The 17,651-nt window shown below is 35.0% G+C and carries 18 protein-coding genes; 17 read left to right on the top strand and 1 reads right to left on the bottom strand.

From position 1 onward, the window contains the following. Positions 1 to 2 precede the first annotated feature (2 nt). From NST77_RS15950 to NST77_RS15910, 9 genes are all read left to right on the top strand, one after another. Positions 3 to 1,907, top strand: coding sequence for an NAD-dependent epimerase/dehydratase family protein (locus tag NST77_RS15950; RefSeq protein ID WP_095330284.1), 1,905 nt, complete (start codon positions 3 to 5; stop codon positions 1,905 to 1,907). A gap of 33 nt (positions 1,908 to 1,940) precedes the next feature. Next, positions 1,941 to 2,876, top strand: a complete 936-nt coding sequence (locus tag NST77_RS15945) for a CatB-related O-acetyltransferase (protein WP_095330285.1) — start codon at positions 1,941 to 1,943, stop codon at positions 2,874 to 2,876. A gap of 17 nt (positions 2,877 to 2,893) precedes the next feature. Continuing rightward, positions 2,894 to 3,946: a pseudaminic acid synthase gene (gene pseI, locus NST77_RS15940; RefSeq protein WP_095330286.1), complete on the top strand. Its 1,053-nt coding sequence runs from the start codon at positions 2,894 to 2,896 to the stop codon at positions 3,944 to 3,946. Positions 3,947 to 4,074: 128 nt separating this feature from the next. Further along, a complete protein-coding gene (locus tag NST77_RS15935) occupies positions 4,075 to 5,016 on the top strand; it encodes an SDR family NAD(P)-dependent oxidoreductase (RefSeq protein WP_047943887.1) in 942 nt (313 codons plus the stop codon). A gap of 30 nt (positions 5,017 to 5,046) precedes the next feature. Then, the gene (pseC, locus tag NST77_RS15930; RefSeq protein WP_095330287.1) at positions 5,047 to 6,234 is read left to right on the top strand and encodes a UDP-4-amino-4,6-dideoxy-N-acetyl-beta-L-altrosamine transaminase; all 1,188 of its coding nucleotides are present in this window, start codon (positions 5,047 to 5,049) and stop codon (positions 6,232 to 6,234) included. A gap of 53 nt (positions 6,235 to 6,287) precedes the next feature. Next, entirely contained in the window at positions 6,288 to 6,710 is a 423-nt protein-coding gene (locus NST77_RS15925) for a flagellar protein FlaG (protein ID WP_082138407.1), read from the top strand. Positions 6,711 to 6,728: 18 nt separating this feature from the next. Further along, positions 6,729 to 8,552 carry a flagellar filament capping protein FliD gene (fliD, locus tag NST77_RS15920; protein ID WP_095330288.1) on the top strand — a complete coding sequence of 608 codons (1,824 nt, stop codon included), beginning with the start codon at positions 6,729 to 6,731 and terminating at the stop codon, positions 8,550 to 8,552. Positions 8,553 to 8,577: 25 nt separating this feature from the next. Then, positions 8,578 to 8,979 (top strand): flagellar export chaperone FliS, encoded by a 402-nt coding sequence (gene fliS / locus NST77_RS15915; protein WP_095330289.1) that lies wholly within the window; start codon positions 8,578 to 8,580, stop codon positions 8,977 to 8,979. Then, on the top strand, positions 8,979 to 9,332 hold the full coding sequence (locus tag NST77_RS15910) for a hypothetical protein (protein WP_095322053.1): 354 nt from the start codon (positions 8,979 to 8,981) through the stop codon (positions 9,330 to 9,332). Before fliS ends, NST77_RS15910 begins: the two co-directional genes overlap by 1 nt. Before the next feature lie 48 nt (positions 9,333 to 9,380). Here the strand turns inward: NST77_RS15910 and NST77_RS15905 are convergent, their stop codons facing one another. Further along, positions 9,381 to 10,550, bottom strand: a complete 1,170-nt coding sequence (locus tag NST77_RS15905) for a glucose-1-phosphate adenylyltransferase (protein ID WP_341123753.1) — start codon at positions 10,548 to 10,550, stop codon at positions 9,381 to 9,383. An 868-nt stretch (positions 10,551 to 11,418) separates the two neighbouring features. Here NST77_RS15905 and hpf point away from each other — a divergent pair. From hpf to NST77_RS15865, 8 genes are all read left to right on the top strand, one after another. Beyond that, positions 11,419 to 11,967, top strand: coding sequence for a ribosome hibernation-promoting factor, HPF/YfiA family (gene hpf / locus NST77_RS15900; RefSeq protein WP_047943892.1), 549 nt, complete (start codon positions 11,419 to 11,421; stop codon positions 11,965 to 11,967). A 226-nt stretch (positions 11,968 to 12,193) separates the two neighbouring features. Continuing rightward, complete coding sequence (locus tag NST77_RS15895) at positions 12,194 to 12,643, top strand: Lrp/AsnC family transcriptional regulator (protein WP_095330290.1); 450 nt, start codon at positions 12,194 to 12,196, stop codon at positions 12,641 to 12,643. Between the two features lie 156 nt (positions 12,644 to 12,799). Then, on the top strand, positions 12,800 to 13,111 hold the full coding sequence (locus NST77_RS15890) for a hypothetical protein (protein ID WP_095330291.1): 312 nt from the start codon (positions 12,800 to 12,802) through the stop codon (positions 13,109 to 13,111). 680 nt (positions 13,112 to 13,791) lie between these two features. After that, entirely contained in the window at positions 13,792 to 13,962 is a 171-nt protein-coding gene (locus tag NST77_RS15885; RefSeq protein WP_445668909.1) for a hypothetical protein, read from the top strand. A 1-nt stretch (position 13,963) separates the two neighbouring features. Beyond that, positions 13,964 to 15,574 carry a gamma-glutamyltransferase family protein gene (locus tag NST77_RS15880; protein ID WP_341123192.1) on the top strand — a complete coding sequence of 537 codons (1,611 nt, stop codon included), beginning with the start codon at positions 13,964 to 13,966 and terminating at the stop codon, positions 15,572 to 15,574. 24 nt (positions 15,575 to 15,598) lie between these two features. Then, entirely contained in the window at positions 15,599 to 16,162 is a 564-nt protein-coding gene (locus tag NST77_RS15875; RefSeq protein ID WP_163187396.1) for a chromate transporter, read from the top strand. Further along, a complete protein-coding gene (locus tag NST77_RS15870) occupies positions 16,159 to 16,689 on the top strand; it encodes a chromate transporter (RefSeq protein WP_095330294.1) in 531 nt (176 codons plus the stop codon). The genes NST77_RS15875 and NST77_RS15870 overlap by 4 nt, the downstream gene beginning before the upstream one ends. A 314-nt stretch (positions 16,690 to 17,003) precedes the next feature. Beyond that, entirely contained in the window at positions 17,004 to 17,636 is a 633-nt protein-coding gene (locus NST77_RS15865) for a GntR family transcriptional regulator (RefSeq protein WP_341123191.1), read from the top strand. The last annotated feature ends 15 nt before the right edge of the window (positions 17,637 to 17,651 follow it).

The raw sequence follows: 17,651 nt of genomic DNA, 5'->3' as shown, positions 1-17,651 counted from the left end.
TCATGCTTAAAGGCAAGCGTGTTTTTGTTAGCGGTGGTGCAGGAGTTATTGGAAGGGAATTAGTTTCTAAGCTTCACCAATTAGGTGCAGAAATTCTTGTAGGAGATTTAAAATCCAAGCCAGCAGAATGGTCTGAAAATATTAAATACTGGCAAGGAGATTTAAACTACATAACAAAAGAAGAACTGGATGCTTTTGATCCGGAATATTTCTTTCATTTAGCGGCAACGTTTGAAAGATCGGTGGAAACATATGAATTCTGGAGTGAGAATGATCAGCATAATGTAAAATTAGGCCATCATTTAATGGATTGTTTAAAAGATAATCCTAATCTGAAAAGAGTAGTTTTTGCATCTAGTTACTTAATTTATAATCCTGATTTATATCAATTTAATCAGCCGGCTTCCGTGCCAACATTGTTAAAAGAAAGTGACCCTATCTATCCACGGAATCTGACAGGTGTGGCTAAATTAATGCATGAAATTGAACTGCGCTTTTTAGAAGGGTTCAATCAGGTTTCTTTTAGTTCGGTTAATGCTCGAATTTATCGAGTTTATGGAAAGAATTCTCGTGACATCATTTCAAGATGGATTAGAGCTCTATTAAATAAGGAGCCAATCAAAGTCTATCGAAAAGAAGGCATGTTTGACTATATTTATGCAGGAGAAGTGGCAGAAGGACTTTTAAGGCTTGCTGTTAGCGATGCAAGTGGTATTGTGAACCTTGGTAATGGAAACGCACGAAAAGTATCAGATGTAGTAGCTGTTTTAAAACAGCATTTCCCTGATATGAATTATTCGGAAGAAGAAAGTGATATCCTTTATGAAGCCTCTCAAGCTGATGTAACAAAGTTAAAACAATATACTGGCTGGATGCCTGAAAAACAAGTAGAGGATATGATTCCAGAATTAATTGCTTTCGAAAAGAAACAAGTGGAGAAACAGAAGGAAGATACCGGAGCATTTGGAAATATTTTAATTACCAGTGCCTCAAAAAAAGTACCTTTAATAGAAGCAGTTAGAAAAGCTGTTCAAAAGTTAGGATGGGATAGCAAAATAATAAGTGCAGATGGTAACGAGAATAGCATGGCAGCATATTTTACTGATGATTTTTGGCATATGCCATTACTTTCTGTTTTAACTGTGGAGGAGCTGTTGCGTTATTGTAAGGAAAATACAATTAAATATATTATTCCGACACGTGATGGCGAATTATTATGGTTTGCTCGTAATAAAGACCAATTAGCAGCAGCGGGTGTACACGTTATGGTATCAGATGAAAAGGGAATTGCTGCTTCTTTAGATAAATTAACTTTTGCTAAGGAGTTAGAGTCATTCAACCTACCTGTTATTCCGACTGCTTTGTCAATTGATCAAGTTAAAGCGAGTTCATATGTGGTGAAAGAACGATTTGGTGCAGGTTCGCAAAATATCGGAATAAATTTAAATGAGGAAAATGCCAAATTGCATGCAGAAAAATTAATGGAGCCAATCTATCAGCCCTATATAAAAGGGAAAGAAATAAGCATAGATTTATATGTTGGCAAAAATGGAAAGGCTAAGGGAGTTATATGTAGAACAAGAGACTTAGTAGTAAATGGGGAATCTCAAATTACTACAACCATTCAAGATCAACGCTTAGAAGAGTTAGCAAAAGGATTAGTAGAAAAATTAAATTTATATGGACATGTTGTTTTGCAGGTTATAAAAGACGAGAAAGAAAATTATCACATAATAGAGTGCAATGCTAGATTTGGCGGAGCTAGTACGTTAAGTATAAATGCAGGGTTAGACAGTTTCCGTTGGTTTTTATTAGAGTCAGAGGGAATGAATATTAATGATTATTCCTTTGTTCCCGCAAAAACTGGAGTAAAAATGGTTCGTTTTGTTAGTGATACATTTGTTTAATAACCTCAATAGGACACGGAGTTGAAGAAATAAATGAACTATGATCAACTAATTTTGTTAAATGATTATATCGAGAAGAATGTACAAGATAGAAAAATAGTAATATTTGGTACAGGTTCTAGTGCGATTAAGTTATCAGCTAATTTAAAATTAATTAGTAGAGAGGTCTTTTATTATCTTGATAATAATTCAACAAGATGGGATATTACCTTTTTAAATAAACCTGTTCATTCACCCAAATATATATTAGAAGATATCTTTGATAATCTGTTTATTTTTATTGCAAGTGCTAGTTATAAGGTGATTTCTAAGCAATTAATAAGTATGGGACTAATTGAGGACAAACATTATAGTAGATATCCTATAAGTAAACAAAATCCAGAAATTAAGGATTATGAACAAGTTATTAACGGAATACAAATAGGCAAGTTTAGTTATGGATATTTAAAATACTGTAGTTTCGATATGGGAGTATTAAAAAAAATAGGTGCATTTTGTTCTATACATTCTTCAGCTATAATTGGTGTTAGAAATCATCCGATAGATTTGATCACAACCCATCCTATTTTATATGTAGAGGAATCAATAATAGGAAGAGAAGTAAGAGGGCCTATAATAAATGGAAATGTTAATCCAATTGATATTCTATCAATAGACAAGAATAAGCCGATTATCATTGGAAATGATGTATGGATTGGGGCAAATGCAGTGATATTGCCAGGTGTGAACATTGGCAATGGAGCAGTAATAGGTGCAGGAGCAGTTGTTACAAAAAATGTTCCAGACTATGCAGTAGTTGTAGGAGTACCTGCTAGGGTATTAAAATACAGATTTACTCATCAGCAAATTGAGATTCTCAATAAAGTTAGATGGTGGGATTGGCCAAATGGTAAAATTGAAGCAAATATGGATCTTCTTATGAATCCAACTGAATTCTTCGAAAAATACAGTAAAGAAATTAAAAAATAAATAAAAAGAGGGTACAAATGAAAGAGATACGTATTGGAAATCGATTAATTGGAGAGAACCATCCTCCCTTTATTATCGCAGAGATGTCTGGAAATCATAATCAATCATTGGAAAGAGCATTACAAATTGTTGAAAAAGCTGCGGAAGCAGGTGTTGATGCAATTAAGTTGCAAACCTATACAGCAGATACAATGACCTTGGATATTGATGAAGGGGAGTTTTTTATTGAGAATGACAATAATTTATGGAAGGGAAGTTCACTCTATAAATTATATAAAGAAGCCTATACTCCTTGGGAATGGCATGAACAAATTTTTAAGAAATGCGAGGAGTTAGGTATATTAGCTTTTAGTTCTCCTTTTGATGAAAGTGCGGTTGACTTTTTAGAAACATTAAATGTTCCTGCATATAAAATTGCGTCTTTTGAAAATGTCGACATTCCTCTTATCAAGAAAGTCGCTTCGACAGGCAAACCAGTTATTATTTCTACTGGAATGGCTAGCATCGCTGAAATTGATGAGGCCGTGCGTGCCGCGAGAGAAGCAGGGTGTGAGGATTTAATATTATTGAAGTGTACAAGTACTTATCCATCTTCCCCGGAAAATACGAATATTAGAACAATTCCACATATGAAAGAGCTTTTTAAATGTGAGGTTGGTTTGTCAGATCATACGTTAGGTGTAGGTGTCTCTGTTGCTAGCGTAGCATTAGGAGCAACCGTAATAGAAAAGCATTTTACAACATTACGGTCTGATGGTGGAGTAGACTCTACTTTTTCCATGGAACCGCAAGAAATGAAAGTACTAGTGGAAGATAGTAAGCGAGCATGGCAAAGTTTAGGAAAAGTTACTTATGGAACAACAAAAGATGAATCCGCCTCTTTAGAACATCGACGTTCTCTTTACATTGTTAAGGATGTAGAAGAAGGAGAGCTAGTTACTACTGAAAATGTTCGATCTATCCGTCCAGGTAAAGGATTGTCGCCTAAATATTTTGAACGGACATTAGGGATGAAATTTCAGAAGTCCTTTAAAAAAGGGACACCATTATCTTGGGATTGTTTCAAATAAAGGGCGAATTACTATCTTATAATCTATTTAAGAACAAGTTTATGATAAAAAATATTGGATCTTATTATAATGTGGTTCATGTTTTAAGCTTAAAAGCAAGGTAAAGCAATTCAGTAGGAGGATTAAAGTTGAAGAATATTCTATTAACAGGCGGAGCAGGCTTTATTGGCAGAGCTGTGGCAAAGAAGTTGCTGGCAGATGGACATAAAGTCTGGATTTTAGATGATTTATCCAATGGCAGTGAGAAAAATATTGAGGAATTTAAAGATCAACTGGAGGAATTCATTATTGGCGATATTAAGGATGAGGCATTGCTAGAGAAATTGTTTGCTAAAACATCCTTTGATATTTGCTATCATCTTGGAGCATCGATTAATGTCCAAGATTCGATTGATGATCCTCGAACAACTTTTAACAACGATACTATCGGGACTTTCTATGTATTGGAACAGTGTAGAAAAACCAACACAAAGGTTGTGTTTATGAGTACATGTATGGTGTATGATCAATGTACCGATGAAACAGGGATTACAGAACAGCATGCAATTAAACCAGCTTCTCCTTATGCAGGAAGTAAAATTGCAGCGGAAAATATGGTATTGTCTTATTATCATGCTTACGGTTTGCCAACTGTTGTAATCCGTCCGTTTAATACATATGGACCTTTTCAGAAAACTGGAGGAGAAGGTGGCGTAGTAGCTATTTTTCTGAAGAAAAAAATAGCTGGAGAGCAGCTTCATATATATGGTGAGGGAACGCAAACAAGAGATTTATTATATGTGGAAGATTGTGCAGAATTTGTTGTGAATGCTGGATATTCAGATGCTGTAAACGGAGAAATTGTAAATGCTGGCTTAGGAAGAGACGTTTCTATCAATGAACTGGCCCTTAAAATTGTTGGAGATTCGGACCGTATTAAACACATTGAACATATTCATCCGCAAAGTGAGATTCAAAAGCTTTTATGCAATTATGATAAGGCAAAACAATTATTAAATTGGAGCCCTAAGTATACCTTAGAAGCAGGATTAAGAGAAACGGAAGAATGGATTAAAAGTCACCTGATGTAAGGTGGCTTTTTTCCAAAGGAGGAAAATGAAATGGAATTAGCATTGTATGGAGGCCAACCAGTAAGACAGGAGTTTCTGTCATATGGCCAACAATGGATTACAGAAGAAGATGTACAGGCAGTTGTAGAAACATTGCAAAGTCCTTATTTAACACAGGGTCCTAAAATTGATCAATTTGAACAAGCGATAGCAGAATATGTCGGCACAAAATATGCCGTTGCTTTTATAAATGGCACAGCTGCTCTGCATGGTGCTTGTTATGCAGCTGGCATAGATGATGGAGATGAAGTCATTACAACCCCAATGACATTTGCAGCGTCCGCCAACTGTGTTCTTTATATGGGAGGAAAACCAGTTTTTGCGGATATTGATAAACAAACTTATAATATTGACCCAATTAATATCGAGAAACTGATTACCTCTAAAACAAAGGCAATTATTGCTGTAGATTATACAGGACAGCCGGCGGATTTAGATGGAATTAAAGCGTTATGTAAAAAGCATCATTTAGTTTTTATAGAAGACGGTGCACATTCGATCGGCGCTTCTTATAAAGGAGAAAAGGTTGGTTCTCAAGCTGATATGACGATGTTCAGCTTTCATCCTGTTAAGCATATAACGACAGGTGAAGGTGGCATTATTGTCACTAATTCAGATGAATATGCAAAAAAACTTCGATTATTTCGGTCACATGGCATTACGAAGGATACTTTAAAAGGGGATGAGGGACCATGGAGCTATGAAATGGTTGATTTAGGTATGAACTACCGAATGACAGATATACAAGCTAGTCTTGGATGTTCCCAATTAAAAAGACTTGATAGTTTTGTGAAAAGACGCAGAGAGATTGCTAATCAATATACAGTTGCTTTTCATAACATTCCGAATGTAGTGGTACCTTTTCAAGAGGCAGCTGGTGAATCAAGTTGGCATTTATACATGCTTCGATTGCGATTAGAGAGTTTAAGGGTAGATAGAAAGACAATATTTGAAGCTTTACGTGCTGAAAATATAGGTGTGCATGTTCATTATATCCCAGTCCATACTTTAGCTTATTACCGAAACTTAGGATATAAGAAGGGAATTTGTCCTAACGCTGAACTCTACTATGAAGAAGCGATTACACTTCCTTTATTTCCGAAAATGACAGAGGAAGATGTGCAATCTGTAATAAAAGCAGTGCAGAAAGTAATAGGCTATTTTTCGAAAGAAAGGTAATTTTCCTTATTTATCCCATTTTATTTACAATTGAAATAACTTTTTGTTAATAAATGTTTAGAGTATCCGATATAAAAATTAAAGGATCTGATAGAGGAGCTGTTATATGGATGAAATTGGAGATGAATCAACAACAATCGACTATATCTAACTTAGTGAACTCAACCAGAAATGATAATGAAATTAGCTTAAATAATAGGGACTACACCAAATTGGTGGATACTCTTTCAGAAGAATCGACTAACATTCTGAAAAAAGAGAAAGCGGAAGAAATAGTAACGAGTATCAATGAATTTTTAAAGCCACATTATACTTCTATAAATTTTAAGGTCCATGATGAAACAGAACGCTATTATATAGAAGTCGTTGATAAAGCTACAGAGAAGGTTATAAGAGAAATTCCATCTAAAGAACTTTTAGACATCTATGCAAAAATGACAGAGTTTATCGGAATATTTATCGATAAAAAGCTTTAAATTATAGGAGGATTTATAATGAGTGTAAATTCAATAAAATTCACCGGTCTTGCCAGTGGACTTGACACACAATCGATTGTCGATTCATTAATGAAAGTGCAGCGTATGCCCCTAGACAAACTAAAACAACAAAAGCAAATTTTAGAATGGCAACGTGATAATTACCGAACAATGAATGCAAAATTAAAAGAGTTCGATACATTTATATTTGAAGGTATTTCCAAACAATCAAATATGATGAAAAGAACTGCTGTTTCTTCGAACAAGGATATAGTATCAGTAAGTGCAAAAGCGAATGCGGGGAATGTTTCCTATAATATCTCCGATGTTGTAATGGCAAAGTCCGCTAAAGTACAAAGTGCAAATAAAATTAGTAATAGTACGTTAGATCCTACCAAGAGTTTACTTTCCCAGCAAAGCAAACTCTCTGATGACTCAGGAATTCAATGGAAGGGAGAAAGTTTTTCACAGACTTTAACAGGACAAGGAGACGAAATATATCTAGGTGGTACTTCCTTATCTGGATTTCCTGATTCAATAACTGTCACAGGAGGGACCGATAAAACGTTTAAAGTTCAGCTGATAGAAGGAGATGCTCCAGAAAAAGGCACTAGAGCAGCTGATACTGTATATGTTAATCCAGCCACCGGAAAAATGACATTTGGTGAAATTCTTCCAGAAAATAGCACGGTAACAGTGAGTGGGGACAATCTTAAGAAGAACAGCTATATTGAGTTTGATATTCAAACAACAAATGAAGATGGTACAAAGAATAAGCAAAGTTTTAAAATTGATGGCTCCACTTCATTAAATAGTATGTTTAGTAAAATTAACAGTTCTAATGTCGGGATCAGTATGTTTTATGACACTGGTACAGATAAAGTAGTCGCCCAACGCACAGATACTGGTATACTAAATAATGGAGCAGAAGAAATTGAGTTTTTGGGAAAGGATGCAGAATTTTTTACTAAAACTCTGATTTTAACTGAAAAAACTGCTGGGTCTGATGCTGAATTCACTATTAATGGTTTAAAAACTACTAGAAAATCCAATACCTTTACAATGAACGATGTTACCTTTAATTTAAATAAAAATACTACTGCTGGTGAAAGTGTGAATGTAAATATTCAAACTGATACAGATAGTATTTTTGATACGATAAAATCTTTTGTAGATAAATATAATGAAACAATCGGTGCTGTTAATACAGAACTTACTGCTCAGCGTTATTCAGCTTTTCAGCCTCTTACAGAAGAACAGAAGGCGGCAATGGGTGAAAAGGAGATTGAGCAATGGGAGGAAAAGGCGAAAAGTGGCTTACTGAAGAGAGATCCCCTTTTAACCTCTGGTTTAAATAAAATGAGAAACTCCTTATATGCGTCTGTAACAGTTAATGATAAAACAAAAACAATTGAAAAATATAATCAGTTGGCTGAAATTGGAATCACTACTTCGAAGGACTATTTAGAACGTGGTAAGCTAGAAATTAATGAAGATAAATTAAAAGCAGCAATCGAAGATAATCCAGAAGCGGTATACCAGTTATTTATGGCGGATGGCCCAACAACTGATCAACAAGGATTAGCGAGAAGGTTAAGAACGGATATATCAGATACAATGAAACAAATTGAAGAAAAAGCTGGTAATACGTTTAAAACGGAATATAATTATACCATTGGTAAAGATATGCTGCGAATTGATGATAATATTGAATCAATGGAATATCGATTAAAGCAAATAGAAGATCGTTATTGGGCACAGTATAACGCAATGGAAAAGGCTATACAAAAATTAAATAATCAATCTTCGCAATTAACAGGCTTTTTTGCACAAAATGGATAATAATAACTTAGGGGTGAGTAAGTAGATGGCAGTTAATCAACCATACCAAACCTATAAGCAGAATGCAGTCAATACTTCGTCTCCCGGTGATTTGACTCTTATGCTGTATAATGGTTGTTTGAAATTTATTACATTAGCGAAAAGAGCTATTGAGGATAAAAATATTGAAAAACGAAATGAAAATCTGGGTAAAGCACAAAATATTATTAATGAGTTGATGATTACATTAAATTTAGAGATCGATATTTCTAAAAATATGCTCCAAATGTACGATTATATTTACAGAAGGTTAGTGGAAGCTAATACTAAGAATGATATTAATATATTAAATGAAGTCGAAGGTTATGTTATCGAATTTCGTGATACTTGGAAGGAAGTAATAAAAATAGCGAAAAAAGATATTGGACCTTCCAATGGATTAGCATAATGAGTCTATTAACTGACTATAAAGAGTGTACGAAAAAGCTGCTTGGACTTCTTACGATAGAGGAAGGAACGATAGAGGAAAGAGAAGCTGTTATAAAGGAAATAAATGATTTATTAGAGAAGAGGGAAGAACTATTAAATCAGCTTCCTTTATGGCCGAAGATTAATGAAGCAGATAAAAAGGAAATGATAGCTTCAGAGAAACTTCTGAATGACAAGATGGTTTCTTTGCAAGGGAAAATAAAAACAGATTTAAAGCAGCAGCAAGTGAGAAAGAAAAGGATTAATCAATATAATGATCCGTATGGTGGAAATATCTCTATAGATGGTATGTTTTATGATAAGAAAAAATAAAAAGGTTGTTGCCAATTAAGGCAACAATCTTTTTATTTAATATTATATTCAAATCACTCTAGACAACCCAACACGGGTCTGTTTATTCTCAATACTTTCACCGATCAAAATAATTTCTGAATCAGCGTCCTTTGGTGCAATAATGCTGTGATCTCCCACTGTTACATTGCATGCTGTTACGCTTTTTTCAATGACAGCATTTTCGCCGATAACGGTTCCAGGTAGGAGTACGGAATCTTTGACGATTGCTCCTTTTCCGATAATGACATCATTGAAGATAACAGAGTTTTCAACAGTTCCATAAATTTCGCAGCCTTCACTGATAATGGAGCGATTTACGGTAGCGGAAGATTCGATATAGGACGGGGCGTAGCACTGTTCGTGGGTAAATACGGTCCAGTCTTTGTCATTTAGAAAGATATTGCTTTCCTTTGATAATAAGTCCATATTTGCTTCCCAGAAGCTGTCGATTGTCCCAACGTCCTTCCAATAACCTTTAAATGTGTAAGCATGTAGTTTGCGGTTATCTGTCAGCATGGCAGGAATAATATCTTTTCCAAAATCCTTAGAAGATAATTCGTTCTTTTCTTCTTTTTGTAGATAAGATTTAAGCGTTTTCCATTTGAAAATATATACACCCATGGAAGCTAGATTTGATTTAGGATTAGATGGTTTTTCTTCAAAGTCGACGATTCGATTATTGGTGCCATCTGTGTTCATAATACCGAAACGATTTGCTTCCTCCCAAGGAACCTCTGTAACAGAAATTGTTGCATCTGCCCCTGTTTTGATATGCTGCTGCAGCATTAAATTATAATCCATTTTGTAAATATGGTCACCAGAAATAACGAGAACATAATCCGGGTTATACTGGTCAATATAGGATATATTTTGATAGATAGCATGGGCTGTACCATCATACCAGCGTTCTTCTGTACCACAGTGGTATGGAGGGAGGATGCTTAGTCCGCCATCTCTGCTGTCCAAATCCCAATCTTTTCCGTCTTTAATGTAATTTTGCAGTACATGCGGCTGATATTGTGTTAATACACCAACAGTATCTATTCCTGAATTACGGCAATTACTTAATGTAAAATCAACAATACGGTATTTTCCCCCAAAGGGTACTGCCGGTTTTGCTAATTCTTCTGTTAGTTTTTTTAGTCTTGTCCCTCTTCCGCCAGCCAATAGCATTGCAATACATTTTTTATTCAAAATAGATCCCTCCAGTATGCGTTATCAAAGTTCATTTGTTAGAAATTCAAAAGAAAGTAATTTATTACTTATTTTACCAGGAAGATTTCAAATTTTAAGAACACTTCTTAAAAAAGCAAATGTTCTTTCCTTTCTTATCAAGTAGATCTATTTCGGCCTATAAACGATCGTCTTCCCACAACTTGTAATAGTACTCTTCCTCTTCCATTTCCTTTAGTTCTAATTCAGGCTGATTCTGTAAAATTGCTTCACTCATTCTTTTACCTCCAGGTTAAATTCTTAATGTGTTCATTGTAGCAAATATAAAACATTGAATTGTAAAAATATTTTGATTAATTTCGCTAAAACTCGACACCGACCGAATAAGTAATACTCATAATTCCATCTATTGTTAGGAATATAGGCTTCTTCTCATAGATTATGTCGAAATGTTTTTCAAAAGGGAGAATCTTTGTATAGATATTTAACTTCAATAGCCTCTACTTTTGAAATAGAAAATACTGGTTATACTAACACTTGCCTATCTTCTTTTTTCAAAGAACTAGTTCTTTTTACTAGGTGGTAATCAGTCACTTTATTTTCGTACGAGCTAAACGTTTTGATTATGGTGTATATATAACCGCTGTTAATCGATTTGAAACATTTTCTAACATAAAAATTTGTTGAAAATAATTTTTGATAGAATAATAGTAAGCGTTTGTATTTAAAAAGTTCACAATTTTGTCGAAATTTCTTATCGTTTTAGCAGGATTTTGCCAGGGTATGATAGAAATAGATAGTATAGTCAAAATAATTCCTTATATGGTATATTTTCATTTCCTATAAGGAAAAAATAAGACTTGCACTGGAAACTATAAAGGAGGAGTAACTTATGAATTTCAACATTAGAGGAGAAAACATTGAGGTAACTCCAGCAATTAGAGAGTATGTCGAAAAGAAAATCTCTAAATTAGAAAGATATTTTTCTGAATCACCAGATGCACAAGTAAATGTGAATTTAAAAACGTACAATGATAAAACATCCAAGGTAGAGGTTACAATTCCAATGTCCCAGTTGCTGTTACGTGCAGAAGAAGATCATATGGATATGTATGCAGCTATTGATTTAATCTCTGATAAATTAGAAAGACAAATAAGAAAACATAAAACAAAAGTAAATCGTAAGCATAGAGAAAAAGGAAATCTGAATGAACTATTTGGTTCTTACGAAAGCACACCAAATGTGGAGGAAGAAGAACAGGAGCTAGAAATTGTCCGCCAAAAACGCTTCAATCTAAAACCAATGGATAGTGAAGAAGCAATCCTGCAAATGGATTTACTAGGCCATAACTTTTTCGTTTATACAGACGCAGAAACTAACAACACCAATATCGTCTATAAACGGAAAGATGGGAAATACGGCCTGATTGAAGCTCAATAATAATGATAAAGCCTGCAGTGATTACATTGCAGGCTTTATTCTATATGTTGATATAACACAAGAAAATTCGTTATCCCCCCAAGTCAATAGACAATTCAACTAAATATTCCATTCGTGCTTGTCATTTACTTTAGAAAGTTTGAAAATTCTAAAGAATACTTTCTTATTTCCTATCTACAAGCTATAATGAAACATATTTTATAAAGAGAAGATGCGTGGTGATTAAATGAAATTAGATGCAATAGATAAAAAAATATTAGAATTACTAACAGCAAATGGCAGACTTTCCTATGTGGAAATTGGCAAAGAGCTGCAATTATCTCGCGTGGCTATAAGAGAGCGAGTCAGCCAACTAATCGAAAATGGAGTGATTGAAAAATTCAGTGCTGTAATCAATTCGGAAAAAGTAGGCAAAACAGTTTCTGCTTTTTTTGAAGTAGACTGCGAGCCAGCTTCCCTCATTCAAGTAGCTCAAACACTAGCGGAAAATCCTGTGGTGGCTAGTTGCTATCAAATGACGGGGCCAAGCACCTTACATATGCACGTTCTCGTCGAAGACTTCGAAGCACTAGAAAGCTTTACAAACAACGAATTATATTCCTTAGAAGGCATCACAAGAGTGGAAAGCCATATTCTTCTAAGAAGGTTTAAAAGTAGAAATGGTTTAAAAATTTGAAGCAAATACCAAACAAAGATCAAATTTATTATGTTAATCTTTTGTTTGGTATTTTTGTCTTCTTTTTTCCAAAGTCTATCCGAATTAATTTCCATAATTAAGAAAAAGCATGATAAAATACATGTATATTATAAAAATTAGAAAGGTTGTTTATATTTGGAAAATAAAATCAACACACCAAAAAAGTACAGTATAATTAGTTATATTGCTCTTGCCATTGGTATTATTTGTGTCTTTATTGTTTTTGTCACACCGACAAGAATAGCTAATAACGGAAATGCGGTTGGTGATTATATTACATTTATTCTTACGGGTACAGGGATCCTATTATCAATCATTGCAATGATGAAGAAAACAGAGAAAAAGGTAATCCCTATAATATCTTTCATATTTTCCTGTTCTTTGTTTATATTTTGGATCATCATTTTTATCCTCTTGTTTACTGGTCAAATTGATTTTGCGCCTTAAGAAGAAAAGAAATATTGCTTTCTTCTACTTGTCTATTGTCCTCCGCTTCCTGACGAAAAGCGGAGGATAATAGATAATTACTACAAACCTTCCTACACACCAATTCATATAAATGAATTACATGTCTTGCCATTACCAAACCTTCCTAGCAAATCGACCTTCTTAAATAGCTATATTGTGAAATATTGGAAACCTCATCGATTCTCTCCAAGAAATTCAAATTAAAAAAATCTTCAACAAAAAATATAAGTGTATGTACTTTCTTGAAATAATATTGATCTTTTTACATCCCTACTAAATCTGAAGGGATTCAAGCAACTAAATTACTATAAGAAAATAACAGTAGTATAAAAATACGGAAAAAATAATGATTATTAAAAGAATTCACCTCACATGCTCTCTAGTAATTTCCCCTCTATACTTTGCGAAAAATATATTATTATTTCGGAAAAATAAATATTAGAGGTGCGAAAGGATTCTTTTGTTTTCTGTAAATACATAATATATATAATTATTAAATTTTTTAGAAAAATGACTAGAATTCTGTTTATAACTGTCTTATAATCATGAATATTAATTATTTTCTTTCGTTTGTTAATCAAATAAAGTGATTTGATTTCCTTCTGAAAGTTAAAATTGGATATTTTTACAAAGAGGGGAAGGTGAGATGATTGATCTCCATGATTATTAGAAGGTTATTTCAGCTTGTACTCTCCCTTATAGAGATATGTCCATTCCATACACGCTGTCCGATAGCAACAGATCTATGCAAACAAGCAAAGCCAGAGTGGCAAGAAGCAGAAGTAAATCACTTTGTTGCCTGTCATTATGTCGGAAAGGAATTGAATTAAGATGAAACTAGATTACTTGTATCACCCTTATCCTTCTCAGCGAAATACTGTTTTTGCAAAAAGGGGAATGGTTGCTACGTCGCAGCCTCTTGCTGCTCAAGCTGGTTTAGAGATTTTACAAAAGGACGGAAATGCGATTGATGCAGCAATTGCAACAGCCGCGGCATTAACAGTAGTGGAACCAACTTCTAATGGAATCGGCGGAGATTCCTTTGCACTTGTATGGTTCAAGGATAAGCTGCATGGATTAAATGCGAGCGGACCTGCACCAAGCTCTATTTCCATTGATTCGTTAAAAGCAAAAGGGCTAGAAAAGATACCAACTTATGGCGTTATTCCAGTAACAGTACCAGGTGTTCCATCTGCCTGGGCGTCACTTTCAGAAAAGTTTGGGAAATTACCTTTGAAAGAAGCATTGGCACCAGCTATTCGTCTTGCTGAAGAAGGCTATCCAGTTAGCCCAACTCTCGGAAAGTATTGGAATCTGGCCTATAATCGCTTTAAAGAAAGTTTTCAAGGAGATGAATATACGCCTTGGTTTGATACGTTTACTCCTAATAGAAAAGCACCGCAAATTGGGGAGATTTGGTCATCACCAGGTCATGCTTCTACATTGCGCTCTATTGCAGAAACAAATGCAGAGAGCTTTTATCGTGGGGAATTAGCTGATAAAATAGCACAGTTTATGAAAGAGCATAATGGCTATCTTCAAAAAGAAGATTTAGAGCGTTATTATCCTGAATGGGTGGAGCCAATTTCTGTTTCTTATAAAGGTTATGATGTTTGGGAAATCCCGCCGAACGGGCAAGGATTGGTCGCATTAATGGCACTTAATATTGCTAAAGGCTTCAAGTTAACAGAGAAGGATTCTGTTGATACATACCATAAACATATAGAAGCAATGAAGCTTGCATTTACGGATGGAAAAGCATTTATTACCGATGAAAAGGAAATGCCTCATACAGTAAAGGAATTATTAAGCGAAGAATATGCTGCTTTAAGAAGAAAAAAAATTGGCGACCAAGCCATTACACCTGAACCGCTATCACCTCCAAAGGGAGGAACGGTTTACTTAGCCGCAGCAGATGAAGAAGGAAATATGATTTCCTATATTCAAAGTAATTACATGGGCTTCGGCTCAGGAATTGTCATTCCCGGAACAGGGATTAGCATGCAAAACAGGGGGCATGATTTTTCCCTCGATCCAGCCCATCCCAATGCATTAAAACCGGGGAAAAGAACCTATCATACAATTATCCCTGGATTCCTTACGAAAGATAATAAGCCAATCGGACCTTTTGGGGTGATGGGCGGTTATATGCAGCCACAAGGTCATTTCCAAATTGTCACCAATACAATCGACTTTCATTTGAATCCACAAGCGGCTTTAGATGCACCGCGCTGGCAGTGGACGGAAGGGAAGAAGATACTAGTAGAGCCGCATTTTCCTAACTATTTAGCTCAAGCACTTGCAAGGCGGGGACATGAGATTCAAACGGCTACAGAGTTTGGACATTTCGGCAGAGGACAGATTATCTGGAGAGATGAAGAAACAGGTGTATTAATTGGAGGAACAGAATCAAGAACAGATGGAACGATTGCCTCCTGGTAAAGCTGCAGAAAGGTTGTTGAGTTTATGACACATTGGCATCTATTTCTTGCTTTTTTTCGGGTAGGGATTTTAGGATATGGCGGTGGTCCTTCTTCAATTCCTCTTGTAAAAAACGAAGTAGTGGATAAATATAAATGGATGACAGATGATGAGTTTTCTGATGTTTTGGCATTAGGAAATGCGTTGCCAGGACCAATTGCCACGAAAATGGCTGGTTATATTGGCTGGCAAGTAAAGGGCGTATTCGGGATGATAAACGCTATTATTGCATCTGTTGTTCCGACGATATTATTAATGATTGTTTTATTAACTTTTTTAAATTCCTTTAAAGATAAGCCTTGGGTATTAGGAATGACAAAGGCTGTTGTTCCTGTGGTTGGTGTAATGCTAGGGGTATTGACAGTAGACTTTCTAAAGAAAGTAAATAGTCATTTTCGTCTGAAGCTGACGATTGGGTTGATGGCCGCAAGTCTTATTCTTTTAGTCCTTCTCCAAATCCATCCCGCGATTGTCATTGGAGTTGTCATTGTCGTCTCTCTACTTAGCAAGAAGCAAAAAGAGGAAGTGAAAGAGGTGAAGGCATCATGATTTTTTGGCATATTTTTTTGGCATTTTTTCTTCCGGGTATTCTTGGCTATGGAGGGGGACCAGCATCGATCCCTTTAGTGGAAAAAGAAGTGGTCGATCGGTATGGCTGGGTAACCGAAAATGAATTTAGTGAAATACTGGCAATGGGAAATGCACTGCCAGGCCCGATCGCGACTAAAATGGCAGGTTATATTGGATATCAAGAAGGTGGAATAATTGGTGCGAGTATTGGGGTTTTTGCAACGGTTGCACCGTCCTTATTATTAATGATTGCCTTATTACGGCTATTAATGAATTTTAAAGATTCACCTAAAGTAAGTTTGCTGACAAACTTAGTGAGACCTGTGATTGCTGTCTTACTCGCCATGATGACGATTAGTTTTTTCCAGAATTCTTATCATGGAATAGGAATCTTGCAAACTGTATTTCTTGGAGCTGTCAGCCTGATTTTATTGGAAAAGGTTAAGGTTCATCCAGCTTATGTGATAGCGGGTTCTCTAGTGTATGGAGCAATATTCTTGGCTTAAATGAAAATGCAGAAAAACTCCCTATTAATATGGGAGTTTTTTGATATTGTTAACGTTCATAGTTTAATGCAATTGAGATAATTTTAAAAATTTTAATTCTTCATTCCAAACTGCAACCGCCTATTTTCCCTATATCATAAAAATTTAAATAGTCAGAAATGCAAAATTAGTCTAATAAAAAGGATTGAAATTCCAAGGGAGTCCTTTTATAATGAAAATACGAACTACCATACTAGTATGATTAGAATACCGAGGAAAAGGTGAGTATAATCGTTTCGATTTGGAAAAAGGAAAATATCTCTACCAGAGATTTTGTGTATGAATCATTAAAAAATAGAATTACAGAATTAGAGTTAAAACCAGGGCTAAAGATTTCTGAACAAGAAATCGCAAGTGAGTTAAATGTAAGTCGTACGCCTGTAAGAGAGGCCTTCTTAAAGCTGTCACAAGAAGATTTGCTGGGGATATATCCGCAAATTGGTACGATTGTTTCCTTGATTGATTTAGAGCTTGTGGAAGAAGCAAGGTTTGTCCGGGAAAATATGGAGAAAGCAGTTGTGAAAGAAGCTTGTCAGGTTTTTAAACAAGAGCAGTTATTTAAATTGGAATCTAATATTGCCATGCAGGAATTATGCTTAAAAAATCAATCCTACCATCAATTATTGGAATTGGATGATCAGTTCCATCGTTTATTATTTGAGGGATGTAACAAGCTGAGAACTTGGAAGATGATTAGAAAAATGAATAGTCACTTTGACCGCTTGCGTGTGCTTCGAGTGGAATCCAATCTGGAATGGGATATGCTTGTTTCTCAGCATAAAGATATTTTTCAGTTTATAAAGGAAAAGAAAGCAAGCGAAGCAGAAAAACTAATAGGAATACATTTAAACTTAGTTAACTTTGAGAAAGAGGAACTAAAGAAGACGTATCCTGATTATTTTCGTTAAAATGAACAGAATCTA

This window comes from Niallia sp. FSL W8-0177 (genome assembly GCF_038006285.1).
Classification (GTDB): domain Bacteria; phylum Bacillota; class Bacilli; order Bacillales; family Cytobacillaceae; genus Niallia; species Niallia circulans_A.
Note: the sequence above shows the minus strand (reverse complement) of the source record. Positions and strands in the feature narration are given on the sequence as shown.

Coding starts and splice junctions, on each gene's coding strand:
- NST77_RS15925 (WP_082138407.1), top strand. CDS start 6,288: ATGTTTAGAGTATCCGATATAAAAATTAAAGGATCTGATAGAGGAGCT.
- NST77_RS15880 (WP_341123192.1), top strand. CDS start 13,964: ATGAAACTAGATTACTTGTATCACCCTTATCCTTCTCAGCGAAATACT.
- NST77_RS15950 (WP_095330284.1), top strand. CDS start 3: ATGCTTAAAGGCAAGCGTGTTTTTGTTAGCGGTGGTGCAGGAGTTATT.
- fliD (WP_095330288.1), top strand. CDS start 6,729: ATGAGTGTAAATTCAATAAAATTCACCGGTCTTGCCAGTGGACTTGAC.
- pseI (WP_095330286.1), top strand. CDS start 2,894: ATGAAAGAGATACGTATTGGAAATCGATTAATTGGAGAGAACCATCCT.
- NST77_RS15870 (WP_095330294.1), top strand. CDS start 16,159: ATGATTTTTTGGCATATTTTTTTGGCATTTTTTCTTCCGGGTATTCTT.
- hpf (WP_047943892.1), top strand. CDS start 11,419: ATGAATTTCAACATTAGAGGAGAAAACATTGAGGTAACTCCAGCAATT.
- NST77_RS15885 (WP_445668909.1), top strand. CDS start 13,792: ATGATTATTAGAAGGTTATTTCAGCTTGTACTCTCCCTTATAGAGATA.
- NST77_RS15910 (WP_095322053.1), top strand. CDS start 8,979: ATGAGTCTATTAACTGACTATAAAGAGTGTACGAAAAAGCTGCTTGGA.
- NST77_RS15945 (WP_095330285.1), top strand. CDS start 1,941: ATGAACTATGATCAACTAATTTTGTTAAATGATTATATCGAGAAGAAT.
- NST77_RS15875 (WP_163187396.1), top strand. CDS start 15,599: ATGACACATTGGCATCTATTTCTTGCTTTTTTTCGGGTAGGGATTTTA.
- pseC (WP_095330287.1), top strand. CDS start 5,047: ATGGAATTAGCATTGTATGGAGGCCAACCAGTAAGACAGGAGTTTCTG.
- NST77_RS15895 (WP_095330290.1), top strand. CDS start 12,194: ATGAAATTAGATGCAATAGATAAAAAAATATTAGAATTACTAACAGCA.
- fliS (WP_095330289.1), top strand. CDS start 8,578: ATGGCAGTTAATCAACCATACCAAACCTATAAGCAGAATGCAGTCAAT.